A 20,617-nucleotide genomic window follows, 5' to 3' on the forward strand; every position below is an offset into this window, starting at 1 on the left:
GACGGGCTGGATCTTTTGGGCTTCGTACCAGTTGGTATTGAAATTCTTGCCAGTAGTGAGTCGCACTGGTTGGCCGAAATATTTTGGTCTTTTAGTTAGAACACAGGAAAAATTTTTATAAATTTAGTTAGAAGACACAATCACTAAAAGTGTCTATTTTACCAACATTTCAATCTCAATGTTGGCAAAATGTTGGCAAATCACCAAAATAAAAGAGCTCCGCTTCCGCGGAACCCTATCAATTCGGCTTTTCTTCCTCGTCGGTTTTCAAAACTGCCATGAAGGCTTCTTGTGGGATTTCCACCCGACCAACGGCTTTCATTCGTTTCTTTCCGGCTTTTTGCTTTTCCAATAACTTCATCCGCCGCGTCCAGTCACCACCATACAAGTGGGCCGTCACGTCCTTCCGGTAAGCCTTAATGTTGGTTCGCGCGATGACCTTAGAACCAATCGTCGCCTGCACCGGAATTTCAAAGTTTTGGCGGGGAATGATATTCTTCAGTTTCGAAGCAATTTCACGCCCACGCGCCGGGGCAAAGTCGCGGTGCGCAATGAAACTTAGCGCGTCGACTTGGTCACCGTTCAGTAAAATGTCGATCTTAACTAAGTCACTTGGCCGATACCCGTCCAAATCGTAGTCCAATGACGCATAGCCGCGCGTATTCGACTTTAACTTATCAAAGAAATCAAAGATAATTTCTGATAGTGGAATGTGGTACACCACGTTGACCCGGTTACTATCGAGGTATTCCATCGTATCGAACTCGCCCCGCTTACGCTGTGCTAATTCCATGACCGCCCCAACGTAATCGTTAGGCACCATGATCTGCGCTTTAACGTACGGTTCGCGAATTTCTTTAATGGATGACGCTTCGGGCATTTCAGCCGGGTTTTCAACCTTCTTTTCGGTTCCATCCGTTAACAAGACGTGATACGTAACGGACGGCGCGGTCGTGATCAGTTCTAGATTGAACTCCCGTTCGAGCCGTTCCTGAACCACGTCCATGTGAAGCAAGCCTAAAAAGCCACACCGAAACCCAAAACCTAGGGCCTGGGATGATTCTGGCTCAAATTCTAAGGCGGCATCGTTTAATTTTAACTTCTCCAACGCTTCACGCAAGTCGGTAAACTTGGCATTATCGGTTGGATAGATCCCCGCGTAAACCATCGGGTTCATTTCGCGGTAACCCGCCAACGGCTTTTCAGCTGGGCGTTTCGCATTAGTCACCGTATCACCAACCCGCGTATCCTGAATATCCTTGATGCTAGCGGTAATGTAACCCACGTCCCCAGCCATTAAGAAATCCCGGGGGAGCGGTTTCGGCGAGTTGACCCCAACTTCGGTCACTTCGTACTCACTACCGCTGTTCATCAAGCGAATCCGGTCACCGGGCTTGACGATACCTTCGTGAATCCGGACACTGAGGACCACGCCCCGGTAATCATCGTAGACGGAATCAAAGACCAACGCTTTTAAGGGGGCCTCCACGTCGCCCTGCGGTGCTGGAATTTGGTGAACAATCTGCTCCAACAGTTCTTCGATCCCAATACCAGCCTTGGCGGACGCTAAAACCGCGTTCTCGGCGTCAATTCCAATGTCATCTTCAATTTCCTTGCGAACTTTTTCCGGTTCAGCGGACGGTAAGTCAATCTTGTTAATGACCGGCACAATTTCCAGGTCATCATCAATGGCCAGGTAAACGTTCGCTAACGTTTGGGCTTCCACCCCCTGAGCCGCATCAACGACGAGGACGGCGCCCTCACACGCTGCTAGGCTCCGAGACACTTCGTACGTGAAGTCCACGTGTCCCGGCGTATCGATCAAATGAAAAATATACGTCTCGCCATCCTTGGCGTGATAATTCAATTCAACCGCATTCAATTTAATCGTGATCCCACGTTCGCGTTCCAAATCCATCGAGTCGAGCACTTGATCCTGCATTTCGCGCTTAGAAATCGTATCCGTTAACTCCAAGATTCGATCCGCTAAGGTTGATTTACCATGATCAATGTGGGCGACAATCGAAAAATTCCGGATGTGTCGTTGTCGATCCTGCATAGTCGCTTTATCCATTGACTTTCCTACTTTCTTCCTAATTCCTAATCTCTCCAATTATACCAACTTAACGGCCGAATCTCAATTCAAGCGCCAAAAAGAGACTGCGACATTAGTCACAGCCTCTTGTGTATCGCCTCGTGTTAATAGCCGAAACGTGTACCAAAAGTCAGCTGGTGAGCATTAACCGACTTTTGGCACACTCTCTTTTGTTCACCTAATTACTCTGTTCAAAGCGGCGAATATCATTGGGATTAAGCTGTTGCCACTGCTTCGAATAGAACGCATCGTTCAAGTCATAGTGCAGTTGGCCAGCACTTGGTTGCTTCAAGAACGGTGCCACCTTTTGATCAACGGCTAACCAGCCCCGCCAACCAAGGTGAATCGTATCGGTCATGAAGTAATCTTCACTCCCGCGCCGCGAAAGGTCACAAATATTCGTAAAGCCCTGACTCGTCAGCTGGTAACGAATCTTACGGTCAAACTGTTGAATCATCTTCATTGATAGACCGGTATAATCGGCCCAGCGTTGATTGATTGGTGGAATAATGAACAGTACGTCCGTATGATTATTCGCAAACTGGTTTAAAACGAGTTGGAAATCCGAAAATTCGGGTGACTTCGTGTAATTCAAATGCGTCTGGGAACCCTGTAAGCGGTGGTAGTTCCGCTTAAGCTGGGTCCGCCAAAACTGATTACTAATTTCCAAGCTATTCGACGTCGTGTTCGCCTTACCAATCTTACCCGCTAACTGATCAAGTTGATTAAAGTTATAGTTGGCTGGTAAGGCTTGCGTTTGGTGCTCAACTTTTCGTAAATTTTTATCGGCAATGCCGACCCGGGAAAAGAATTCGTCCTCACTCCCTAATAGCCGGGCTTTATAGTTAATATAAGCTTGCTGGGACTTAGTCGGCTTAAACCCGGCCGCCACCCGGGCGAGAGCGTCCGCTAAAACCCGGTCGGATGAGCCGGACGGCATTTGGAGCAGCCGCTTGGCCGCGTACCGGTCCATCGCCGTGTTACGTTCACTTTGAAGCCAGTCCGTCGTTTGGAGTGGCGAGTAGTAGTAACCGAAAGCGTCCTTGCGAGTCCCCTTCGGAACAAACCATTGGGGTGAAATTACGAAAACCGCTTTCTTATGGGTCAGTTGTTTTTTGACCGATTGCATCGCAAAGTACTGGGTCAATGACTGGGTTCCCCGCGCACCTAATAAGAAGGGCTGGTAATCCCGGTGATATTTTTGCGCCAACACCGACGGATGCATCGGGTCAAACCGCGACCATTCGGAAGAACCAAAGAATGGGACGTAACCATCATCGAGGGCCTGGCGTTTAATGAGCCGCCCCTTTAAAACGTTTGCAGATAGGGAAACGGCCGCCTTTTGCTCGGTCTCTTTGGAAACATGGTTTAAGCCGAATGAGAACGGTGAGAGTAACGCGGCCAGTAATAAGACGGCCGCTAAAACAATTGGCCCAAAAATCTTAAACAGGCGTTTCCCCATTTTCATTGCATGCTCTCAACCTTGGCAACGATTTTAGCGGGCGTTTCCCATTCTGAACGCTCAAATTCTGAAACTGGTACTTCAATTCCCAGTTGGTTTTGTAATTCCAATAATAATTGAACGGAACCCATTGAATCTAATAACCCTTCGTCGAAGAGGTTCGCATCCATGTTGGCGGAAACGTCTTCCCCCGTCAAATCTTGTAAAATTGCTAAAACTGCTGATTTTGTTTCATCCATGATCAATTACCCCTTAATTATCGTTTTTATGGTCGACCCGCAAAAAATAGCGTGTCTAAAAATCCTGAGAAAATTAAAAAACTAAAACAAACAACGTTAAACGTTAAGAAAATCGCGAAGTATTCCGTGAATTTATTAGATGGAATGCTTGCCCGGTGCTTCTTCTTGTAGCGCAGCCACGCGTCATTGATTACCATCGCAAACCCGTGGAAAAGCCCGTAAACAATGTAGTACCACGTCTCGCCATGCCAGAATCCCATGATTAACATGTTGATCACGTAACAGACGTTTGCGGTTGTGATTCGGCTTTTAAACACCTTGTGCTTCATCACGAAGAAGACGAGCCGCATGTAGATAAAATCGCGGAACCAAAATGACAGCGTCATGTGCCACCGATTCCAGAAATCTTTAATGTTTTTCGATTTAAAGGGCTGGTTAAAGTTCATTGGCGTTTCCACACCCATTAAATAACTAATCCCAACCGCAAACAGGCTATAGCCCGCAAAATCGAAAAAGAGGTCCATACTGTAAACGTACATGACACCAAGAAGCGCCCATGAAATGCCGTGGGCCTGTAAAGCCGCGTGCTCAACGACTGGTAACATCCGGGTACCGAAAATGTAAGCAAGAATAAATTTGTAGAGGAAACCTAAGAAGACGTAGCGGACCCCTTTTTCAACTAGCGCCAGGTACTTTTCCCTGGTTGGTACACTTTCGTAGTCCTTGACAAACCGCCGGTAGCGGTCAATCGGTCCCGAAGAAATCGTTGGGAAGAAGAGTAAGAACTGGCCGAATAAGACCGGGTGAAACTCGGTAATCACGCCGTCACGGGTCTCCATGATGGTTTGAACCACCTTAAATGTTAGGTAGGAAATTCCTAAAAACCCAATGATGGAACTGGCACCGTGACTAACGGCGGGCGTAATTTTAACAACGGCCAGTGGCGCAATGGCTAAGATCACGCTAACGACGAAAACCCAGCCCTTATTGGGCGAATCCGGTCGCTGGCGATACTTGGAATATAGCCCCACCAAGACGATCTGATAAACCAAGTAACAGATCAGTGCGATTCCCGTATGCCACTTCACCCCACCAAAGGTGAGCAGTAAGAAGACAAACGAGATAATGGTTTCGTAGACGTGTGAACGCCGACCGTACAACAGGCCAATCATTAGTGGCAGTAACGCCACGAAAAGTAAAATGAAGTAGGTCGGGTTCCCATACGGATCAAAGGACATCATTCGGGATTGACCTCTTTAATGATCGATTTAACGTCAATCTTACCGTTAGCGGTTCTTGGTAACTGCTGTTGGTAAATAAACCGTTGTGGAATCATGTATTCCATCATCATTCCTTGAAGGTCCTTTTTAATGGCAGTCGTCAACGCAAAGTCGCTCTTAAAATCATTGGGCTTAGGGACGACGTAAGCAATCATCTGCGTCACTTTGTGATTCTTGTCATACTTCGGCACCGCCACTGCTTGTTCAATTTGCGCTTGCTGTGCCAAGTAGTGGTTAACTTCTTCCAGTTCGATTCGGTAACCGTGCATCTTAATTTGAAAATCGACCCGCCCGCGGTAACGGAATAAACCGTCCGCAGTCATCGTACCGACATCCCCAGTATGGTAAGCCGGCTGCCCCTGCCACTCAAAAAAGGCGCTAGCGGTCTTTTGGGGGTTATTCAGGTACCCCTTGGACACACTCGGACCGGCGATAATTAATTCACCCTCGGTATCTGCCGGGAGCGGTTGGCCCTTTTCATCCACAACGAACATTTGGGTATCCGCCTTAACGTAACCAATTGGCAACCGATCATATTGCTTTAAGGCGGCGTCCGTCAACTCAATCTGCGTTACGGCCACGCACGTCTCGGTTGGACCATAAGTGTTAAAGATCCGGGCTTGTGGAAAGCGTTGCTTCAACGTTGCCGCCGTTTTATGGGTCAGCTCCTCACCGCAGAACAGAAAATGGGTCAACGCCGGTAAGTGGGCTGCGTCAAACTTCGGTTCTAGTAAGCAAATATCCATGAAGGACGGCGTGGACACCCAGACGTTGATTGGTAACTGCGGTAACGCACTAAAGAGTTGCTTAAAGTCGTCGGTCACCGCCTTAGGTAATGCGTACAGCGTTCCACCTAGTGCTAACGTCGGGTAAAGATCCATGACCGACAAGTCAAACGAATACGGTGGTTGGGATAAAGCGTTGGGATGCTTAGGTAACCCAAAGTCATCACTTAACATCCAGTTCACGTAACTCAGTAAGTTGCGGTGGCTGATTTCAACCCCCTTCGGTTGACCAGTGGTCCCCGACGTAAAGATGATGTAGTAATCGTCATCGCCACTAACCGCGTGGTCCGCGTGGTAGTCCGTTTCCGTCTTAAAGATGGCGGCTAACTGGTCCGGCGTAATGACCGGCGTCGTGCCAACCCCCACCGGTAAATTTTCAACCGCAATCATCGCAGCTGGTTTTGCAATCTGATTAATCATCGTAATGCGGTCGTTTGGCGAATGCGTATCAATTGGAATGTACGCGCGTCCCGCCTTAACAATCCCTAAAAAAGTTGCAATCATTTCAAACGTTTGCCCACCAAAAACCATGATTGGCGCCTTTTCTGGTAGTGCTAACGCGTCTAAATGGGCCGCCAACGCATCCGAATACGCCTTTAACTGCGCATACGTATGCCGTACGCCCTGAACGTCGTAAACGACTTGTTCAGGTTGCGTGCGAGCGTAATCGTCAATTGTTTCAATTAAGTTTGTGACCATCGATCTTCCCCCCAAATGTGACCTTCACTATTAGAATTCATTGTAAATAAATTTCGCTTGGTTAATCCCGCTATAGCCATACAAGTACACCAGTGCCAGCATGACCGCAAAATAAAAAATGGTTAGTGCAACAAATTGAACCACCGGTCGTTGAAACCAGTGTTTAAGCTTTGCAAGCATGCTCTCACCTCCTTATAATTCACCCGCTAAGAGCCGGTCAAACAAGATTCCGGCTGCTTTTTCAATGCTTGCGTTTTTGCGGTAATAGTTGCTAAGTAGCACAACGCCAGTGTTGCCATCCGGCGAAAGGTGGATATCAGCTTCGTAGCCGTACCCGACGCCGTGCGAACGGATACCATTACTAATGTTATAAACACCCCCGCCATATTCACCGGTCGCGGTGCGGGTATGGAGAATGGCCACGTTAGGCTTAGAAACCACTTTTCCCCGCAAAATCGCCCGCTCCACGGTAAATAAATCGCTTGCGCTCATGTACGTTTGACCAGTTCCGAGCTCGTTAGCCATTTGGGCCTTCGTTTCAGGCATCCGCTGTTGATAGGTTGGTGCCACGTCCGTCGCATCTGCCGGTCGGTAGCCAACCGTGGCGTGCGGTGCCAAACCATCCACGACAAAGCCGCTGGCCGTTAAGCCGCACCGCTGAATGATCTGCCGATCGAAGAAGTGGCGGTACGACTTACCACTAACCTGCCGAATAATCCCAGCTAATAATAAGAAATTAACGGAAGAATAATTGTTGACACCGTCCTTAGCCGGATTATAGCTGACGTGGCGCACCGCGTAATCAACGACCTGAGCCTCACTGGCAGGTTGGTCAGCACCGCGGTTCAACCGAAACCCCGTCGTCATATCCAGCATTTGCCGGAGCGTCGTCTGCCGCCCGTGCTTCAGTTGCGGATAATATTTGGAAACCGGATCACTCAATTTAACACGTCCTTGTTGGACTAGTTGCATGATGCCCACCGCCGTCAGCGATTTTTGAATCGACAAAATTTGAAAGCGTGACCGGGGCCCGTTATGCACCTGGCGGGCCTGGTCCGCATAACCAAAGCCCCGCTGGTAAACGACCCGGCCGTGGTCAACAATCAAAGCCGTTCCCACAAACCGTTGCTGGTGCAAAAGGCGCGTAACCGCAGGCAACTCATCCTTGGTTTTTGTGAAGGCCGTCTGCTTCGTCGTCCGCGACTGGGTCCGCTTTTGCAAGTGACGCATCGCCGACGACTGCGGCGAACTAGTGTGGCGGTGGTGCCACTGATAAGCGCCCCAACCGCCCTCCACAATAACCAACAGGCCTAAAATTATGAGTAATATTTTTTGATTGCGTTTCAACCGTCCAACTTCCCATCGTTTTTTTCCGGAACACGTCGGGAAACTTGCCCGTTCTGTTCAAGACTAATTTTAGCAAGTTGACCCGCTAACGCCGGTAATGAACCTAAAAAGAACAAATCCCTACCTATTCGTTTAGCTGATTGCGGTTTCGTAACGATTTTGTAACATAATCGTCGCTAACCCCCATTTAGCGGCTTCCTCATCACCTCGACTAATTCTAGCACTGGCAATTTAGGGATTGGTAACATAGCGAAACAGTTTTCAAAAAAAGCCGTTGTCAAAAAAGTGAATTAATTAATCGTCGCCTTTAGTTTACATTGCTGGCCGAATGCGGCAAGGTCGCTTGGGGGTTCGCAGGTCCCCCGTACTAATTGACGTTACTAGTGCCGCCAGCAGCGGGTGTAACCGGTTGGCTGGAACACTGCGGGCATCGATTTAAGCTCACGGGAACCCCCACCCGCAATCTCAAATTCGAGCCTTATTCTAAGCCAACCATTTTAAGCGCAAAAAAAGCGTGCAATCATCGCTGATTACACGCCTTCTCCACGGCTATTCCGCCGTCAATTCATTTAAAAATTTAAACGCCGCGCAGCTTATCGAATAACGAGCTCTTACCGTTGCCCGAAACCGACTTCCCACTGGCCTTCGCAAAGTTTTGTAATGCGTCTTTTTGCGCCTTATTCAGGTGGGTTGGCGTTTCGATTGAGACGGTGACGCGTTCGTCACCATTTCCGTTTCCTCGTAGCCGGGGCGCACCCTTACCACGAAGCCGGAAAGTCGTACCGGTTTGCGTTCCTGCGGGAATTTTTAACTTAACGTCCCCGTGAACCGTCTTCACTTCAACTTCATCACCCAGGGCCGCTTGAACAAAGTCGATCGGCAACTTGAAGTAGATCGTCGCCCCGTCACGTTCGAAGTCCTTGCTTGGTTCAACTCGGAAAATAATGAACAGATCCCCGTAAGGGCCGCCGTTAACACCGGCCTCGCCTTGGTTTTGAAGCCGCATTTGCTGGCCTTCTTCAACTCCGGCTGGTACCGTGACCTTGATTGAATGACTTTGTTCGGTATGACCAGAGCCACCACAAGTTGGGCATTTTTCCTTGATTTCCTTACCCGTACCATGACAAACGTCACAAACTTGTTGACTCATCATCCGACCAAGTGGTGTGTTCGTCTGAACTTGAACGTAGCCGCTACCGTGACATTTTGAACAAGTAACGGGCGACGTCCCGGGTTTAGCCCCAGAACCGTCACAGGTTTCACATTGTTCTTCACGGTTATAAGTGATGTTAGTCTTCTTACCAAAAATGGCGTCTTCAAACTTCAAAGTCATTTCATATTGTAAGTCGCGACCTTGTTGGGGGGCACTCGGATTTCGCCGGGCACCGCCACCGCCGCCACCAAAGAACTGACTAAAGATATCATCAAAACCACCACCGCCGCCAAAGCCACCGAAGCCTTGACCGCCAAAGCCGCCGGCACCACCGCCGAAGCCTTGTTGCTGGCCACCAGCAGCGCCGAACTGATCGTACTGAGCCCGCTTTTGCGGATCACCTAACGTTTCATACGCCTCGTTGACAGCTTTAAACTTCGCTTCCGCACCAGGTTCGTGGTTTAAATCAGGATGGTACTTTTTTGAGAGCTTGCGATAAGCCCGTTTGATTTCGTCCTGACTGGCATCCTTTTCAACACCCAGAACCTTATATAAGTCTTGTTCTGCCATTGTAACCTCCTAATGATCCATTAAAGTCTCACTCATATTAGCATATTTCACGCAAAAAGGCCAAGACCGCGCGGCCCTGGCCTTTTTGTTTTACCGGTAATTACTTGTTGTCCTTATCCTTGTCAAGGTCTTCAAAATCACCGTCAACCGTGTTATCGTCGCCAGCCTTGCCTTGATCAGCATTCCCAGCAGCACTATCAGCGGCGCCAGCTTGGCTCCCTTGTGCTTGTTGAGCTTGTTGATAAAGCTTGACGGACAAGTCTTGCACGATCTTGTTCAAGTCGTCCTTCTTAGCCTTCATTTCGTCAACGTTGTTATCGTCTTGGGCCTTCTTCAACGCATCACGCGCATCCTTAGCCTTCTTAACTTCGTCTTCGGAAACTTTGCCATCGAGTTCCTTCAACGTCTTATCAGTCGTAAAGATTAATTGGTCAACTTCGTTCTTCAAGTCAACTTCTTCCTTACGCTTCTTATCGGCGTCTTCGTTTTTCTTAGCTTCCTTGACCATTTGATCAATTTCTTCATCAGAAAGACCCGATGAACTCTTGATGGTAATCTTTTGTTCCTTGTTAGTTCCCATATCCTTCGCAGAAACGTTAACGATCCCGTTCTTATCGATATCGAACTTAACTTCGATTTGAGGAACCCCCCGTGGTGCGGCTGGAATATCCGTTAATTGGAACCGGCCTAAGGTCTTATTATCGGCAGCCATTGGACGTTCACCTTGTAAGACGTGGATATCAACGGCTGGTTGATTATCAGCGGCCGTACTGAAGACTTGTGACTTGCTGGTAGGAATCGTCGTGTTCCGATCGATTAACTTCGTGAAGACGCCCCCCATGGTTTCAATCCCAAGGGAAAGCGGCGTTACGTCAAGCAAGACAACGTCCTTAACGTCACCGGTAATAACCCCACCTTGAACCGCGGCCCCTAAGGCAACCGCTTCATCAGGGTTAATTGAGTGGTTGGATTCCTTACCCGTCCACTTTTCAACGGCTTCTTGAACGGCTGGAATCCGGGTGGACCCACCGTTTAAGATAACAACGTCTAAGTCGTTAGCAGAAAGCTTAGCATCCTTCAACGCATTCTCAACTGGAATCCGGGTCTTTTCAACTAAGTCTTCCGTCAATTCGTTGAACTTCGCCCGTGATAACGTAGTTTCCAAGTGTAATGGGCCATTCGCGCCAGCTGAAATAAATGGTAAGCTGATTTGCGCTTCTGAAACCCCGGATAAGTCCTTCTTAGCCTTTTCAGCGGCATCTTTTAACCGTTGTAAGGCCATCTTATCCTTAGATAAATCGATGCCGTTATCGGCTTTAAAACCGTCAACTAACCAGTCGATAATCTTTTGGTCAAAGTCATCCCCACCAAGTTGGGTATCACCGTTGGTTGATAAGACTTCAAAGACCCCGTCGCCTAATTCAAGGATGGAAACATCAAAGGTCCCACCACCAAGGTCATAAACTAAGATCTTTTCATCTTTATCAGTTTTGTCAAGCCCATAAGCTAAGGCTGCGGCAGTCGGTTCGTTGATGATCCGTTCGATATGCAGACCAGCAATCTTACCAGCATCCTTAGTTGCTTGCCGTTGGGCATCGTTAAAGTATGCCGGAACGGTTACAACGGCCTTTTCAACCGTATCGCCTAAGTAGTCTTCAGCAAAGCCCTTGATGTATTGTAAGATCATCGCAGAAATTTGTTGTGGCGTGTAGTCCTTGCCATCAACGTTAACTTTGTAACCCGCTTCACCCATGTGGCGCTTAATCGAAGCAACCGTGTTCGGGTTAGTGATGGCTTGCCGCTTGGCAACTTCACCAACTTGTGTTTCACCGTCTTTAAACGCAACAACTGATGGGACCGTCCGGCCACCTTCAGGCGTTGTGATAATTTTAGGTTCGTTACCATCTAGAACGGCAACCGCAGAGTTCGTCGTCCCAAGGTCAATCCCAATAATTTTATTACTTGCCATAAATAAACAAACCTCTTTTGAATTTATTATTTTTGTTAATTACTGTGCAACAATTACCATTGCGGCGCGTAACGTCCGGTCCTTGAACAAGTACCCCTTTTGAAGAACTTGTACCACCGTATCAGCCGGATGATCATCGTCAGCGGGCACGGTTTGGACAGCCTGATGAATATTTGGATCAAACTTCTCACCAGCGGCTGGCACTTCCGTTATTTCGTGCTTCTTTAACGCGTCTTGCAGGTGCCCATAAACCATCTCAACACCTTTTTTGAGTTGTTGAGCGGCGGCATCATCTGCTTCGGTTGCCAGCGCGCGTTCCAAGTTATCCAAAACCGGTAAGACATCCTTCGCTAAGGACTGGCCGTCGTATTTGATGATTGCGGCTTGTTCCTTTTTGTTCCGGTTTTGCATATTAACGATTTCAGCTTGAGCCCGTAACAATTGGTCGCCTTGTTGGTCCAATTGTTGCTTTAATTGCTCAATTTGTTCATCGCGTGGATCAGTTTGGCTGGTTTGATCCGCCGCACTGGTTGTATCACTAGCAGCGGCCTTAGCAGTTGCTTCTGATTGGCTCGTTGCTGATTCAGCTGCGGCACTGCTTTGCGCAGTTTCGCTAGCCGTTTCACTCGTTGATTTTTTTGCCAATGTTTTCATCTCCCCGTCCGTTACTCGTCAAAGTACCGGTAATAGTCTAATAATTTACGGGCAAGTTCGCGTTGGAACGCGCCCATTAACCCGATCATCCGTGAGTACGGCATGGCGGTCGGCCCCAGAATGGCAATCATACCCTTTCCGTGGCGATCAACGTCGTACGTAGCGGTAATCAAGCTGTAATCCTTCAACAAATCATTAGTGATTTCGTTACCAATTCGCACTTGGATGCGCTGGCCAGGTGGGCCAATCACGTTGGCCAAGTTATCGGTTTGGTCTAGCAACGAATACAACGATTGGAGCGTTTTCGGATTTTGTTGCGCCGTGTAGTTGAACAAGTTTAACTTGCCCCCCACAAAGAACCGCTCCGAAGCTGCCTTGGACAGTACACTTCCAAAAATATCTAAAAATCCATCTGGATTTTGGAGATACTTTGCCAACTTTAACGGGATTTCCCGTTGAAGTTGCTGAAGGACGTCTTGTAACGGCAGGCCAACTAACTGGTCATCAATGAAGCGAACCACTGGTTCCAGTTCATCACCCGTTAAATCGTTGGGAATCGTGAAGGTTTGATTCTCCACGTCACCATTATTCGTCACTAGAATTGCCATCACCTGGTGGTTGCCTAATGGAACCAGCCGAAACCCACTCAAGCGACTATCTTTCAATTCTGGTCGCAACGTAAAGGTCGTATAGCTCGTCAATTGTGACAAAATATCGGCCGACTGCGCAACGATCTCATCAATTTTATGAAATTCGCCACCTAATGAATGTTGAATGACTTGCAGGTCCCGTCCATCCACCTTTTCAGGCTTGAGGATATGATCAACGTAGTATCGATACCCCTTGATTGACGGAATCCGACCTGATGATAAATGCGTTTTGACGATTAACCCCAAGTCTTCCAGTCGAACCATTTCATTACGAATCGTTGCGGAACTAACCTTTACCGGGAGTTCTTGCACTAACGACTTGGAACCAACGGGATTACCGCCTTCGGTATAGTCACGGACAATTGCCTTTAAAATTAGGCGTTGTCGTTCAGTTAACGTGATCATCACCTCTTTTTAGCACTTGTCTTAATGGAGTGCTAACACAATTACTAATATACCAATCCGCCCTGTGAAAGTCAAGGAAGGACAAAGTATTTTTAAACGACTCATTAAACTCGCCACACCGACTAAGTCCTGCTCCTGATTAGCATTAACACGGGCGTTTTAAGCCGAAGCGCTTAATTAGCACTCCGAGCTTTCGAGTGCTAATATACACCCATTATTGGCTGAGTGCAACCGAGCAGTTCGCCAGTCTTGGATCGCAGGCGCAAGCGCGGCAGTTAAAGCCCCCGCCCACGCTGTGCAAAAAAAGGGGCCCCGCCGTAGCCTGGTCCCCGGTCAACAATTAACGTTCCGCCTTATTGATGGCGTGATCAATCGTTTGGTTATCAAATTGTTCTTGTAAATACGCTTCGTTATCAATTGGTAAATGGACGTGAAAATCGGCAAAGTGCTGAACTTTCAAGGTCGCCTTCGCAATTTCAAACCCCAATAAGTGGCCACCTAATTGATGATCCGCACTTAGGAAATGGAGGTGAAAGCCCCCCACTGTTGCGCCTTGAAACAGGTGCGGCGCATAGTAGCCAACAATCGTGCCATCTACGTCATCACCACTAAATTCGGGTTGCGTTGAGGTCGCTTCGACCAACGTTTTATAAGGCGGTTGTTGCCGCGGCGCCACCCGGGTCTTAATGTGTTTAAAATGTCCGTCAATCCGGATTGCCGCAAACACGTTGGTTAAACGGTAATCGCGAACAACTTGCGTTTCAAAATCCGCCTGACTTAGTGCTTGGAGCTGATCACTAATATCCGGTTTCTCAAAGTGCACCGACGCAAATGGAAGCGTCTCGTCAGCCGCGATTTCACGAATTTGACCATCCTCACGGGCTTGATAAGCGTGTCCATCAATAATAATGACTTCGCCATCCAAACCAGCCAGCGTTCCGATTCCAGTATCCCCGTGCTTTAACAGCGCTCCGGCCGTAATCGTCCCGTCAAATAATCCGGGTACGAGTAAGCCAAGCGTTCCGTGTTGAAAAATTGTTCCCGTTGCCGCCATTAGAATCCCTCCGTTTTCGTTAATCGTCCGGTTGGTGTTGTTAACCGTGGTTGGGCCCGAAACGGGTGGGCCTGATAGTAATCCCGGGTCGCTTGTTCATCGTGTTTTAACTGGGTAACCAGTCCCGCCGCCCCGTCAAACTTGATTTCGCCCCGCATCCGGTGGCCCCACCGAATAGTTAACGCCTGACCATAAATATCTGCTTTAAAGTCTAATAAGTAAATTTCAACCGTAATTGGTCGGTGATCGCCAAACGTCACGTTGCGCCCCACCGACGCCATTCCCATAACCCATTGACCGGCCACTTGAACCATGGTCGCGTAAATCCCGATTCCAGGGACCCGGGTATTGTCACTATGCGCAACGTTGGCGGTTGGAAACCCCAGCGTGCGACCACGGGCCTCACCGTGAACGACCCGGCCGGCCGTTTCATATTGATAACCCAATAGCGCGTTAGCCTGATCAACGTCGCCAGCGTCCAACGCCCGCCGAATCCGCGTCGAACTAATTTTTTGGGCATCCAATTCCGCTTTAGGCACCTCGACGACCTCAAAACGGCCCTTGGCATACCCACCCAACAAACGCATATTTGCAATTTCAGCGGGACCGTAAGTATAGTCAAAACCAGCAACGACCGTCTGGGCCCGTAGTCCGACAATCAATTGATCAACAAACGCTTGGGGTGCTAGGGCGCCAACCGTCGCGTCAAATTGCAACACGTACAGATAATCTACGCCAAGTTCGGCCATCAGCGCCGTTTTTTGGGCGACCGTCGTTAAATAACGCACGTGGTCCGGATCAGCGTGTTGGAAAACGACCGATGGGTGCCGATCAAAGGTCATTACAGCCAGCTTGGCCTGGCGATCAGTCGCAATTTTGCGGGCCGCCGCAACGACCCGCTGGTGACCGCGATGAACGCCGTCAAAAAAGCCGAGTGCCAGCACAACCGGTACGTTCGGAATTTGATTAGCGGACACCGGATAAGTTAAATTTATCACCTGCATGAACAAAAACTCCTTAATTAACCGCAAACATTTTCAGCGGTTTGTACCGTTGTTCGTTTGGTCGGTAACTGTATAAACATTTTATGCTATTTTGATAAACGAGCGCAAGCACCGTGTTTTCGTCCGGGGCAGCCTGTTGGCCTTCGTCCTTAGTCAACCAAACCCCGTTCTTCACTTTCGCCCACTGCGCATCCGTCAGCGTGACCTGCGGATATTGGGTCAGCGCCCGATCAATCGGCGCCAACAAGTCGGCTTCAGTTTGCGCCGCAACGTGCGCTTCAATTTCCTCAAACGTCACGGTGTCAGCGAGCGTGAAGCCCCCGCTTTTCAAGCGGGTCAAGTCACTCATAACCGCGGGCACCCCGAGTTGCTTGCCAAGGTCCACCGCTAACGTACGGACGTAGGTCCCCTTACTGCAAGCAACCGTAAAGTAGATGGTTTGCGTTTGCCGCTGTGGATCGTAGGTGGCGGCTTGTCGCTGGATAAAAGATGTAATCGTGACATGGCGTTGCGGCCGCTCAACCGTCTCACCATGACGCGCGTAGTCGTATAGGCGCCGACCATTAACTTTGACCGCGGAAAACATCGGCGGAATCTGCGTAATCGCCCCCGTCAGTGCCGCCAACCCCGCGTCAATTTCCGCCGTTGTAAAGGGGCGCGTTATTGCGGCTTGTTCAACCGTGTCACCATCGAGGTCTTCGGTCGTCGTGGCAAAGCCCAGGGTAATGCTCCCCTGGTACTGCTTGCCCGAAGCCACCAAAAATTGAACGACCTTGGTTGCATTACCGATACAAATTGGTAACACCCCGTCGACGTTCGGATCGAGCGTCCCCGAGTGACCCACCTTGCGGGTTTGGTATAATTTGCGAATCTTAGCCACGCAATCAAAACTGGTCATGCCACGTGGCTTATATAATGGTAAAATTCCGTTCAAAAGGGCACCTCTCATTGATACCGAACCGCACGTTAAGTGTTGTTAACCCGCGAATTCAGCGTAAATTCATAAACTTTTTTCAGTATACCACATTGTCCGCTTTGTAAGCGCATTATCCATTATGCGTCAATTACGTTCCAAATTCAAACTAGCGGGTAAGCTCCCCGCTACTTTTAGACCCGTTGCGGCCATTGTCATTTAGAACCCAAAAAGGGGTCCGTGACATTAGTCACAGCCCCTTCCTACGATTAGTCAAGCCCGGATAGTGAAAACTTGTCGCCTTACCGGTTGGTCCTAAAGCGGCTGGAACGTGGTGGACACGACTTTAAGCCAAGCAACCCACTTGTCTTAAAGCTCGGTCTTTGGGTAAGTCGGGAAACAACCCCGACTAACGCAAACGACACCACTGAGCCACTTTAGGACCGCCCTCACGGCTAAATGAGTGTCAACTAAACAGTGGCTCCCAATGATTGAAATTGGAAACATCAATCATTGGGAGACTGCTAAAATTAAATTATAAGGTGTGAACCTGATTGGACTGCGAGTCCGTGGTATGAGTAGCCAGACCCTTGGCTGGTCTTCACCATGCTTAACAGCCATTTGACCGTCTTATGCATGCAAGCCACCACTGCGACCTTATCCTATTTGGAATGAGGTCCTTTTTTAATTGATAATAGTAATCAACAATAAGGTTGGAAGCCGCTTTTTGTCGGCGAATCATGTTACGAACGGCTAAGAATAAAATACTGCGAGCGTAAGCATCACCGCGTTTGCTTATCTCCAAACACTAATAGCCGAAACGTGCCCCACACGTCAGCCGGCTTTTGGCACACGCTCTAATCTTTATTCCGTTCGTAGTGCTAACCACTGGGCAATCTGGCTAACGATTTGCACGGGCGTGCGCTGGTCGGTTGCGACTACTAAGTCCGCAGCTTGTTCGTACCGCGGGGCCCGCTGATGCTTAAGTGCCAATAGCCCTTCAACGTCAAGCTGGTTGACTAACGGCCTTTGGGCATCATTTTGAACCCGCGCTAGCGTTGTCTGATCCGAAGCCGTCAGCCAAATGACCGGTACCCGACTAGCCGCGAGTAGTTCGGCATTCGCCGCCGAAACGGCGGTCCCACCGCCCGTCGATAACACGCCAGTCCGTGCCAAGGTTTGACGTAGCGTTTCACGCTCCAGTCGCCGAAAAGTGGCTTCCCCCGAATCGGCAAAGATCGTCGTAATCGGGCGCCCCGCTTCAGCAACGATCAACTCATCTAAATCGGCGTGTTCGGTTCGAAGCTCAGTTGCTAGCGCGCGACCAACCGTCGTTTTACCGCACCCCATAAATCCAATTAAAACTGCTTGCATTTGCTCAGTCCTTTCGAATAATTTGCAACCCGGCAGCCGTTAAAACTTCAACCGCCCGCATGCGACTCGCTGCATCACTAAAGGTTAACTGTAAGACCCCGTCGACGTCTTCGCGAACTTCTAATAAATGCAGGTTAACAACGTTCAGGTGCGCCTTGGCCAACTGGTGCGTCACGGCTGCGATTGCGCCGACCTGGTCGGGAATATTCAAAAATAGGTCAAAGAAATTAGGTAATTGGCCCTGATGAGCGGGCCCCAAGCGGTCGCGGGTGACCTTCGCCCGTTCAAAAAGCGCGTGAATGCCCGCCTGATCATGACGCGTCAAAGCCCGTTGCGCGGCGCGAAGCGCGTCAATATAAGCCTGCAATTGACTGGTTAAAACGTCGGCGTTGCTCTCCAGAATCGCCGTCCACATCGTCGGGTCGGAACTGGCAATCCGGGTAATACTTTTAAAGCCCCCGGCCGCCAGGCGTAAACCTAAGGGGGACGTCGCCAAGGCCGTCTGCGTTTCATTCACTAAAGCAGCCGCGACGACGTGGGGTAAGTGACTCAACTGGCCCACCAGTTGGTCGTGTTGTTGGGGCGTTACCGTGACCCATTTAACCTGCGTTGCGCTGAGTAACCGTTGTAGCCGCGGTACTGCGGGCGTGGCGGTCAGGCCCGGCACCAGAAAATAGAAGGCGTTGGCAAAGAGGTCGGCGCGCCCCGCTTGGACGCCCGCCTTGTGCGAACCGGCCATTGGGTGCCCACCAATGAACGGCACGCCGCGGCGTTGTAACGGCAGCGCCGCCGCCATGACGGCCCGCTTGGTACTCCCGACGTCGGTCACGACGACGCCGGGTTTTAAGGTAGCGGTTGCGAGCCATTTTAAATCCGCTTGAATAACGTTGACCGGACCCGCTAAAATAATAAAATCTGCTTGCGAAACGCAATCTGAGAAATCGCGATGCACTTCATTAACGACGCGGTGCTGACGCGCCCACCCTAAACTGGCCGGGTCTACGTCAACCCCAATCACGTGGGTTCGCGGGTCGGCTTGCTTCACAGCGCGAGCCAGCGAGCTCCCAATCAACCCCAACCCCTTAATAACCACCGTTACCATGCGTTCACCCGCTCCCGACAAACCGTTTGTAAATCCGTTAAAAACGCCGGGTAGGAAATTTCCCAAGCCTGCGCCCCCACTAATGCGACCGGTGCCGGTAAGCGTAACGCCGCGACCGCCATCATCATGCCAATGCGATGGTCACCATGGCTATCAAACGCCGTGGTTGGTCGTTGCCACGTTTGCCGCCCATCAATAATTAGCCCATCTGCTAGCGGAGTCACCGCCACCCCCAATTTTCGGAGTTCCGTGACGATGGTCGCAATCCGATCCGTTTCCTTAAACCGGAGTTCCGCCGCACCGCGGATGGTGCTCACACCGTTGGCCGTCGCAGCTAATAACGCGACCAGTGGAAGTTCATCGATCACCGCCGGAATGTCCGCCGCCGTTAGTTGCACGGGGGTTAATTCAGCAGAACTAACGAGCAGGTCCCCGACCGGCTCCGCCGTAGTCGTGGCGCTGGTATGCGGGGTCACGGTCACCCGCCCACCCATCCGTTTCAAAATCCGGAGAAAACCTAAGCGGGTCGGGTTTAAGCCCACGTTAGTCAGCCGTAGTCGGGACTTCGGCACAATCGTGGCGGCCGCCAACCAAAACGCTGCCGAGGAGGGATCCCCCGGAATGGTCACGTCACACCCATGCAATTGCGCCCCCGGATCAACGACGATCGTGCGCTGATCCGGAGCGGTCGTAATCCGCCCGCCAAACTGGCGAAGTAAACGTTCCGTATGGTCGCGAGTTGGCTGCTTTTCAACGATGGTACTAGCAGTCGGCGCTTGAAGGGCCGCTAAAATCAGCGCGCTTTTAACCTGAGCACTGGCAACCGTCATCCTGACCTGCGCGGCGTGCAACTGACGCCCGTGAATGGTGAGGGGTAAGTGCCCGCTCGTCGTTTGAACCCGCGCGCCGAACTTTGCAAGCGGCGCCTGCACACGTGCCATGGGTCGCCGACTCAACGAAGCGTCGCCAATCAAGCGACTATCAAACGCCTGCCCCGCCAACAATCCGGTTAGGAGCCGGGTAGCCGTGCCAGCATTTTTCAAGTCTAACGCCGCACTGGCCGGTCGCAAGCCCCGCAAGCCAACGCCCGTGACCGTCACCGTTGTGCCCTGGCGTTTAATCGGGACCCCCAAGGCTTGCAGAGCCGTTAAGGTGGCCAGACAATCAGCCGCCGGTAGAAAGCGCCGCAACGTGGTCGTCCCGGTACTGATTGCCCCTAAAATTAGGCCACGGTGCGACAAACTCTTATCCCCCGGAACTTGTAAGGTCCCGTGAAGCCCGCCTTGCGGGCGTTGATTTAACATAATTTTCATTAACTAATTTCCTCTCCAATTGAATTAATCCGGTATAAACACCAGACCATTTTGGGTGTGAAACGTTTCACCAACCGCTCGTCAGCCGTGAGCGTCACGTTTCGTTCATTCGTCAAGACGTAAGCCGCCTGATTTTGTTGGTACGCTTGATACGCCAAGTACTTACTCGCGCAAGTCTGGACGCTGACCGCGCGCACCGTCCGTTGTAGCAATTGGGCGGTAGCTGCGTGGGTGTAACCAATCTGATTATCCGGGTGACGCCGGGCCACGACGACGAGTGGATCTAACGCGGTAATGAAACTATGACACAGTGTCAGTTGCGCCAATAACGCGTAGTGGAGGTCGCCCCAGCTGGCATCTAGCTGTTCGGACTTAAACGCCGCGGGGACCAGGACGTACTCATTGGGGTAGCGCGCCAGCGTCGCAAATAGTTGCTCAAAACTCAGGTGCCCGCTGATCGTCACGGCCAGTTGCGGATGGTGGCGCTGATACGCCCGGGCCGCCGCGTAGCTGTCCGTCATTTGCGGTCCCAGCGTGTGGATTCGCATC

At 50.3% G+C, this 20,617-nt stretch carries 18 protein-coding genes; all 18 read right to left on the bottom strand.

The window, feature by feature from the left end; genetic code table 11:
• Positions 1 to 238: 238 nt before the first annotated feature.
• The 18 genes from lepA to FFM79_RS09625 all read right to left on the bottom strand — a co-directional run bounded on the left by lepA (position 239) and on the right by FFM79_RS09625 (position 20,616).
• Positions 239 to 2,074, bottom strand: coding sequence for a translation elongation factor 4 (lepA, locus tag FFM79_RS09540; RefSeq protein WP_137643249.1), 1,836 nt, complete (start codon positions 2,072 to 2,074; stop codon positions 239 to 241).
• Between the two features lie 199 nt (positions 2,075 to 2,273).
• Positions 2,274 to 3,563 carry a D-alanyl-lipoteichoic acid biosynthesis protein DltD gene (dltD, locus tag FFM79_RS09545; RefSeq protein WP_137643250.1) on the bottom strand — a complete coding sequence of 430 codons (1,290 nt, stop codon included), beginning with the start codon at positions 3,561 to 3,563 and terminating at the stop codon, positions 2,274 to 2,276.
• Positions 3,560 to 3,796 carry a D-alanine--poly(phosphoribitol) ligase subunit DltC gene (gene dltC, locus FFM79_RS09550; protein ID WP_170177436.1) on the bottom strand — a complete coding sequence of 79 codons (237 nt, stop codon included), beginning with the start codon at positions 3,794 to 3,796 and terminating at the stop codon, positions 3,560 to 3,562. The genes dltD and dltC overlap by 4 nt, the downstream gene beginning before the upstream one ends.
• 26 nt (positions 3,797 to 3,822) lie before the next feature.
• Positions 3,823 to 5,037: a D-alanyl-lipoteichoic acid biosynthesis protein DltB gene (dltB, locus tag FFM79_RS09555; protein ID WP_137643252.1), complete on the bottom strand. Its 1,215-nt coding sequence runs from the start codon at positions 5,035 to 5,037 to the stop codon at positions 3,823 to 3,825.
• On the bottom strand, positions 5,034 to 6,560 hold the full coding sequence (gene dltA / locus FFM79_RS09560; protein ID WP_137643253.1) for a D-alanine--poly(phosphoribitol) ligase subunit DltA: 1,527 nt from the start codon (positions 6,558 to 6,560) through the stop codon (positions 5,034 to 5,036). The genes dltB and dltA overlap by 4 nt, the downstream gene beginning before the upstream one ends.
• A 30-nt stretch (positions 6,561 to 6,590) precedes the next feature.
• The gene (locus FFM79_RS09565; protein ID WP_137643254.1) at positions 6,591 to 6,740 is read right to left on the bottom strand and encodes a teichoic acid D-Ala incorporation-associated protein DltX; all 150 of its coding nucleotides are present in this window, start codon (positions 6,738 to 6,740) and stop codon (positions 6,591 to 6,593) included.
• A gap of 12 nt (positions 6,741 to 6,752) precedes the next feature.
• Entirely contained in the window at positions 6,753 to 7,907 is a 1,155-nt protein-coding gene (locus FFM79_RS09570; RefSeq protein WP_137643255.1) for a serine hydrolase domain-containing protein, read from the bottom strand.
• Between the two features lie 577 nt (positions 7,908 to 8,484).
• Positions 8,485 to 9,630, bottom strand: a complete 1,146-nt coding sequence (gene dnaJ / locus FFM79_RS09575) for a molecular chaperone DnaJ (protein ID WP_137643256.1) — start codon at positions 9,628 to 9,630, stop codon at positions 8,485 to 8,487.
• A gap of 100 nt (positions 9,631 to 9,730) precedes the next feature.
• Positions 9,731 to 11,599, bottom strand: coding sequence for a molecular chaperone DnaK (gene dnaK / locus FFM79_RS09580; protein WP_137643257.1), 1,869 nt, complete (start codon positions 11,597 to 11,599; stop codon positions 9,731 to 9,733).
• Positions 11,600 to 11,638: 39 nt separating this feature from the next.
• On the bottom strand, positions 11,639 to 12,244 hold the full coding sequence (gene grpE, locus FFM79_RS09585; RefSeq protein ID WP_137643258.1) for a nucleotide exchange factor GrpE: 606 nt from the start codon (positions 12,242 to 12,244) through the stop codon (positions 11,639 to 11,641).
• Positions 12,245 to 12,264: 20 nt separating this feature from the next.
• Positions 12,265 to 13,308 carry a heat-inducible transcriptional repressor HrcA gene (hrcA, locus tag FFM79_RS09590; protein ID WP_137643259.1) on the bottom strand — a complete coding sequence of 348 codons (1,044 nt, stop codon included), beginning with the start codon at positions 13,306 to 13,308 and terminating at the stop codon, positions 12,265 to 12,267.
• 340 nt (positions 13,309 to 13,648) lie between these two features.
• Positions 13,649 to 14,362: an acetolactate decarboxylase gene (budA, locus tag FFM79_RS09595; protein ID WP_137643260.1), complete on the bottom strand. Its 714-nt coding sequence runs from the start codon at positions 14,360 to 14,362 to the stop codon at positions 13,649 to 13,651.
• The gene (ribF, locus tag FFM79_RS09600) at positions 14,362 to 15,366 is read right to left on the bottom strand and encodes a riboflavin biosynthesis protein RibF (RefSeq protein ID WP_137643261.1); all 1,005 of its coding nucleotides are present in this window, start codon (positions 15,364 to 15,366) and stop codon (positions 14,362 to 14,364) included. Before ribF ends, budA begins: the two co-directional genes overlap by 1 nt.
• Positions 15,367 to 15,379: 13 nt before the next feature.
• Entirely contained in the window at positions 15,380 to 16,315 is a 936-nt protein-coding gene (gene truB / locus FFM79_RS09605; RefSeq protein ID WP_137643262.1) for a tRNA pseudouridine(55) synthase TruB, read from the bottom strand.
• A gap of 828 nt (positions 16,316 to 17,143) precedes the next feature.
• Positions 17,144 to 17,653, bottom strand: coding sequence for a shikimate kinase (locus tag FFM79_RS09610; protein ID WP_137643263.1), 510 nt, complete (start codon positions 17,651 to 17,653; stop codon positions 17,144 to 17,146).
• Between the two features lie 4 nt (positions 17,654 to 17,657).
• Positions 17,658 to 18,755, bottom strand: coding sequence for a prephenate dehydrogenase (locus FFM79_RS09615; RefSeq protein WP_137643264.1), 1,098 nt, complete (start codon positions 18,753 to 18,755; stop codon positions 17,658 to 17,660).
• Positions 18,749 to 20,068, bottom strand: a complete 1,320-nt coding sequence (gene aroA / locus FFM79_RS09620; RefSeq protein WP_137643265.1) for a 3-phosphoshikimate 1-carboxyvinyltransferase — start codon at positions 20,066 to 20,068, stop codon at positions 18,749 to 18,751. The genes FFM79_RS09615 and aroA overlap by 7 nt, the downstream gene beginning before the upstream one ends.
• A complete protein-coding gene (locus FFM79_RS09625; protein ID WP_137643266.1) occupies positions 20,068 to 20,616 on the bottom strand; it encodes an amino acid biosynthesis protein in 549 nt (182 codons plus the stop codon). The genes aroA and FFM79_RS09625 overlap by 1 nt, the downstream gene beginning before the upstream one ends.
• Position 20,617: the final 1 nt, after the last annotated feature.

It is taken from the genome of Lactiplantibacillus modestisalitolerans (genome assembly GCF_005405425.1).
Taxonomy (GTDB): Bacteria; Bacillota; Bacilli; order Lactobacillales; family Lactobacillaceae; genus Lactiplantibacillus; species Lactiplantibacillus modestisalitolerans.

Bases quoted from the DNA above. Each gene is read 5' to 3' on its own strand.
- lepA (WP_137643249.1), bottom strand. From the start codon at position 2,074: ATGGATAAAGCGACTATGCAGGATCGACAACGACACATCCGGAATTTT.
- dltD (WP_137643250.1), bottom strand. From the start codon at position 3,563: ATGAAAATGGGGAAACGCCTGTTTAAGATTTTTGGGCCAATTGTTTTA.
- dltC (WP_170177436.1), bottom strand. From the start codon at position 3,796: ATGGATGAAACAAAATCAGCAGTTTTAGCAATTTTACAAGATTTGACG.
- dltB (WP_137643252.1), bottom strand. From the start codon at position 5,037: ATGATGTCCTTTGATCCGTATGGGAACCCGACCTACTTCATTTTACTT.
- dltA (WP_137643253.1), bottom strand. From the start codon at position 6,560: ATGGTCACAAACTTAATTGAAACAATTGACGATTACGCTCGCACGCAA.
- FFM79_RS09565 (WP_137643254.1), bottom strand. From the start codon at position 6,740: ATGCTTGCAAAGCTTAAACACTGGTTTCAACGACCGGTGGTTCAATTT.
- dnaJ (WP_137643256.1), bottom strand. From the start codon at position 9,630: ATGGCAGAACAAGACTTATATAAGGTTCTGGGTGTTGAAAAGGATGCC.
- dnaK (WP_137643257.1), bottom strand. From the start codon at position 11,599: ATGGCAAGTAATAAAATTATTGGGATTGACCTTGGGACGACGAACTCT.
- hrcA (WP_137643259.1), bottom strand. From the start codon at position 13,308: ATGATCACGTTAACTGAACGACAACGCCTAATTTTAAAGGCAATTGTC.
- budA (WP_137643260.1), bottom strand. From the start codon at position 14,362: ATGGCGGCAACGGGAACAATTTTTCAACACGGAACGCTTGGCTTACTC.
- ribF (WP_137643261.1), bottom strand. From the start codon at position 15,366: ATGCAGGTGATAAATTTAACTTATCCGGTGTCCGCTAATCAAATTCCG.
- truB (WP_137643262.1), bottom strand. From the start codon at position 16,315: ATGAGAGGTGCCCTTTTGAACGGAATTTTACCATTATATAAGCCACGT.
- FFM79_RS09610 (WP_137643263.1), bottom strand. From the start codon at position 17,653: ATGCAAGCAGTTTTAATTGGATTTATGGGGTGCGGTAAAACGACGGTT.
- FFM79_RS09615 (WP_137643264.1), bottom strand. From the start codon at position 18,755: ATGGTAACGGTGGTTATTAAGGGGTTGGGGTTGATTGGGAGCTCGCTG.
- aroA (WP_137643265.1), bottom strand. From the start codon at position 20,068: ATGAAAATTATGTTAAATCAACGCCCGCAAGGCGGGCTTCACGGGACC.
- FFM79_RS09625 (WP_137643266.1), bottom strand. From the start codon at position 20,616: ATGCGAATCCACACGCTGGGACCGCAAATGACGGACAGCTACGCGGCG.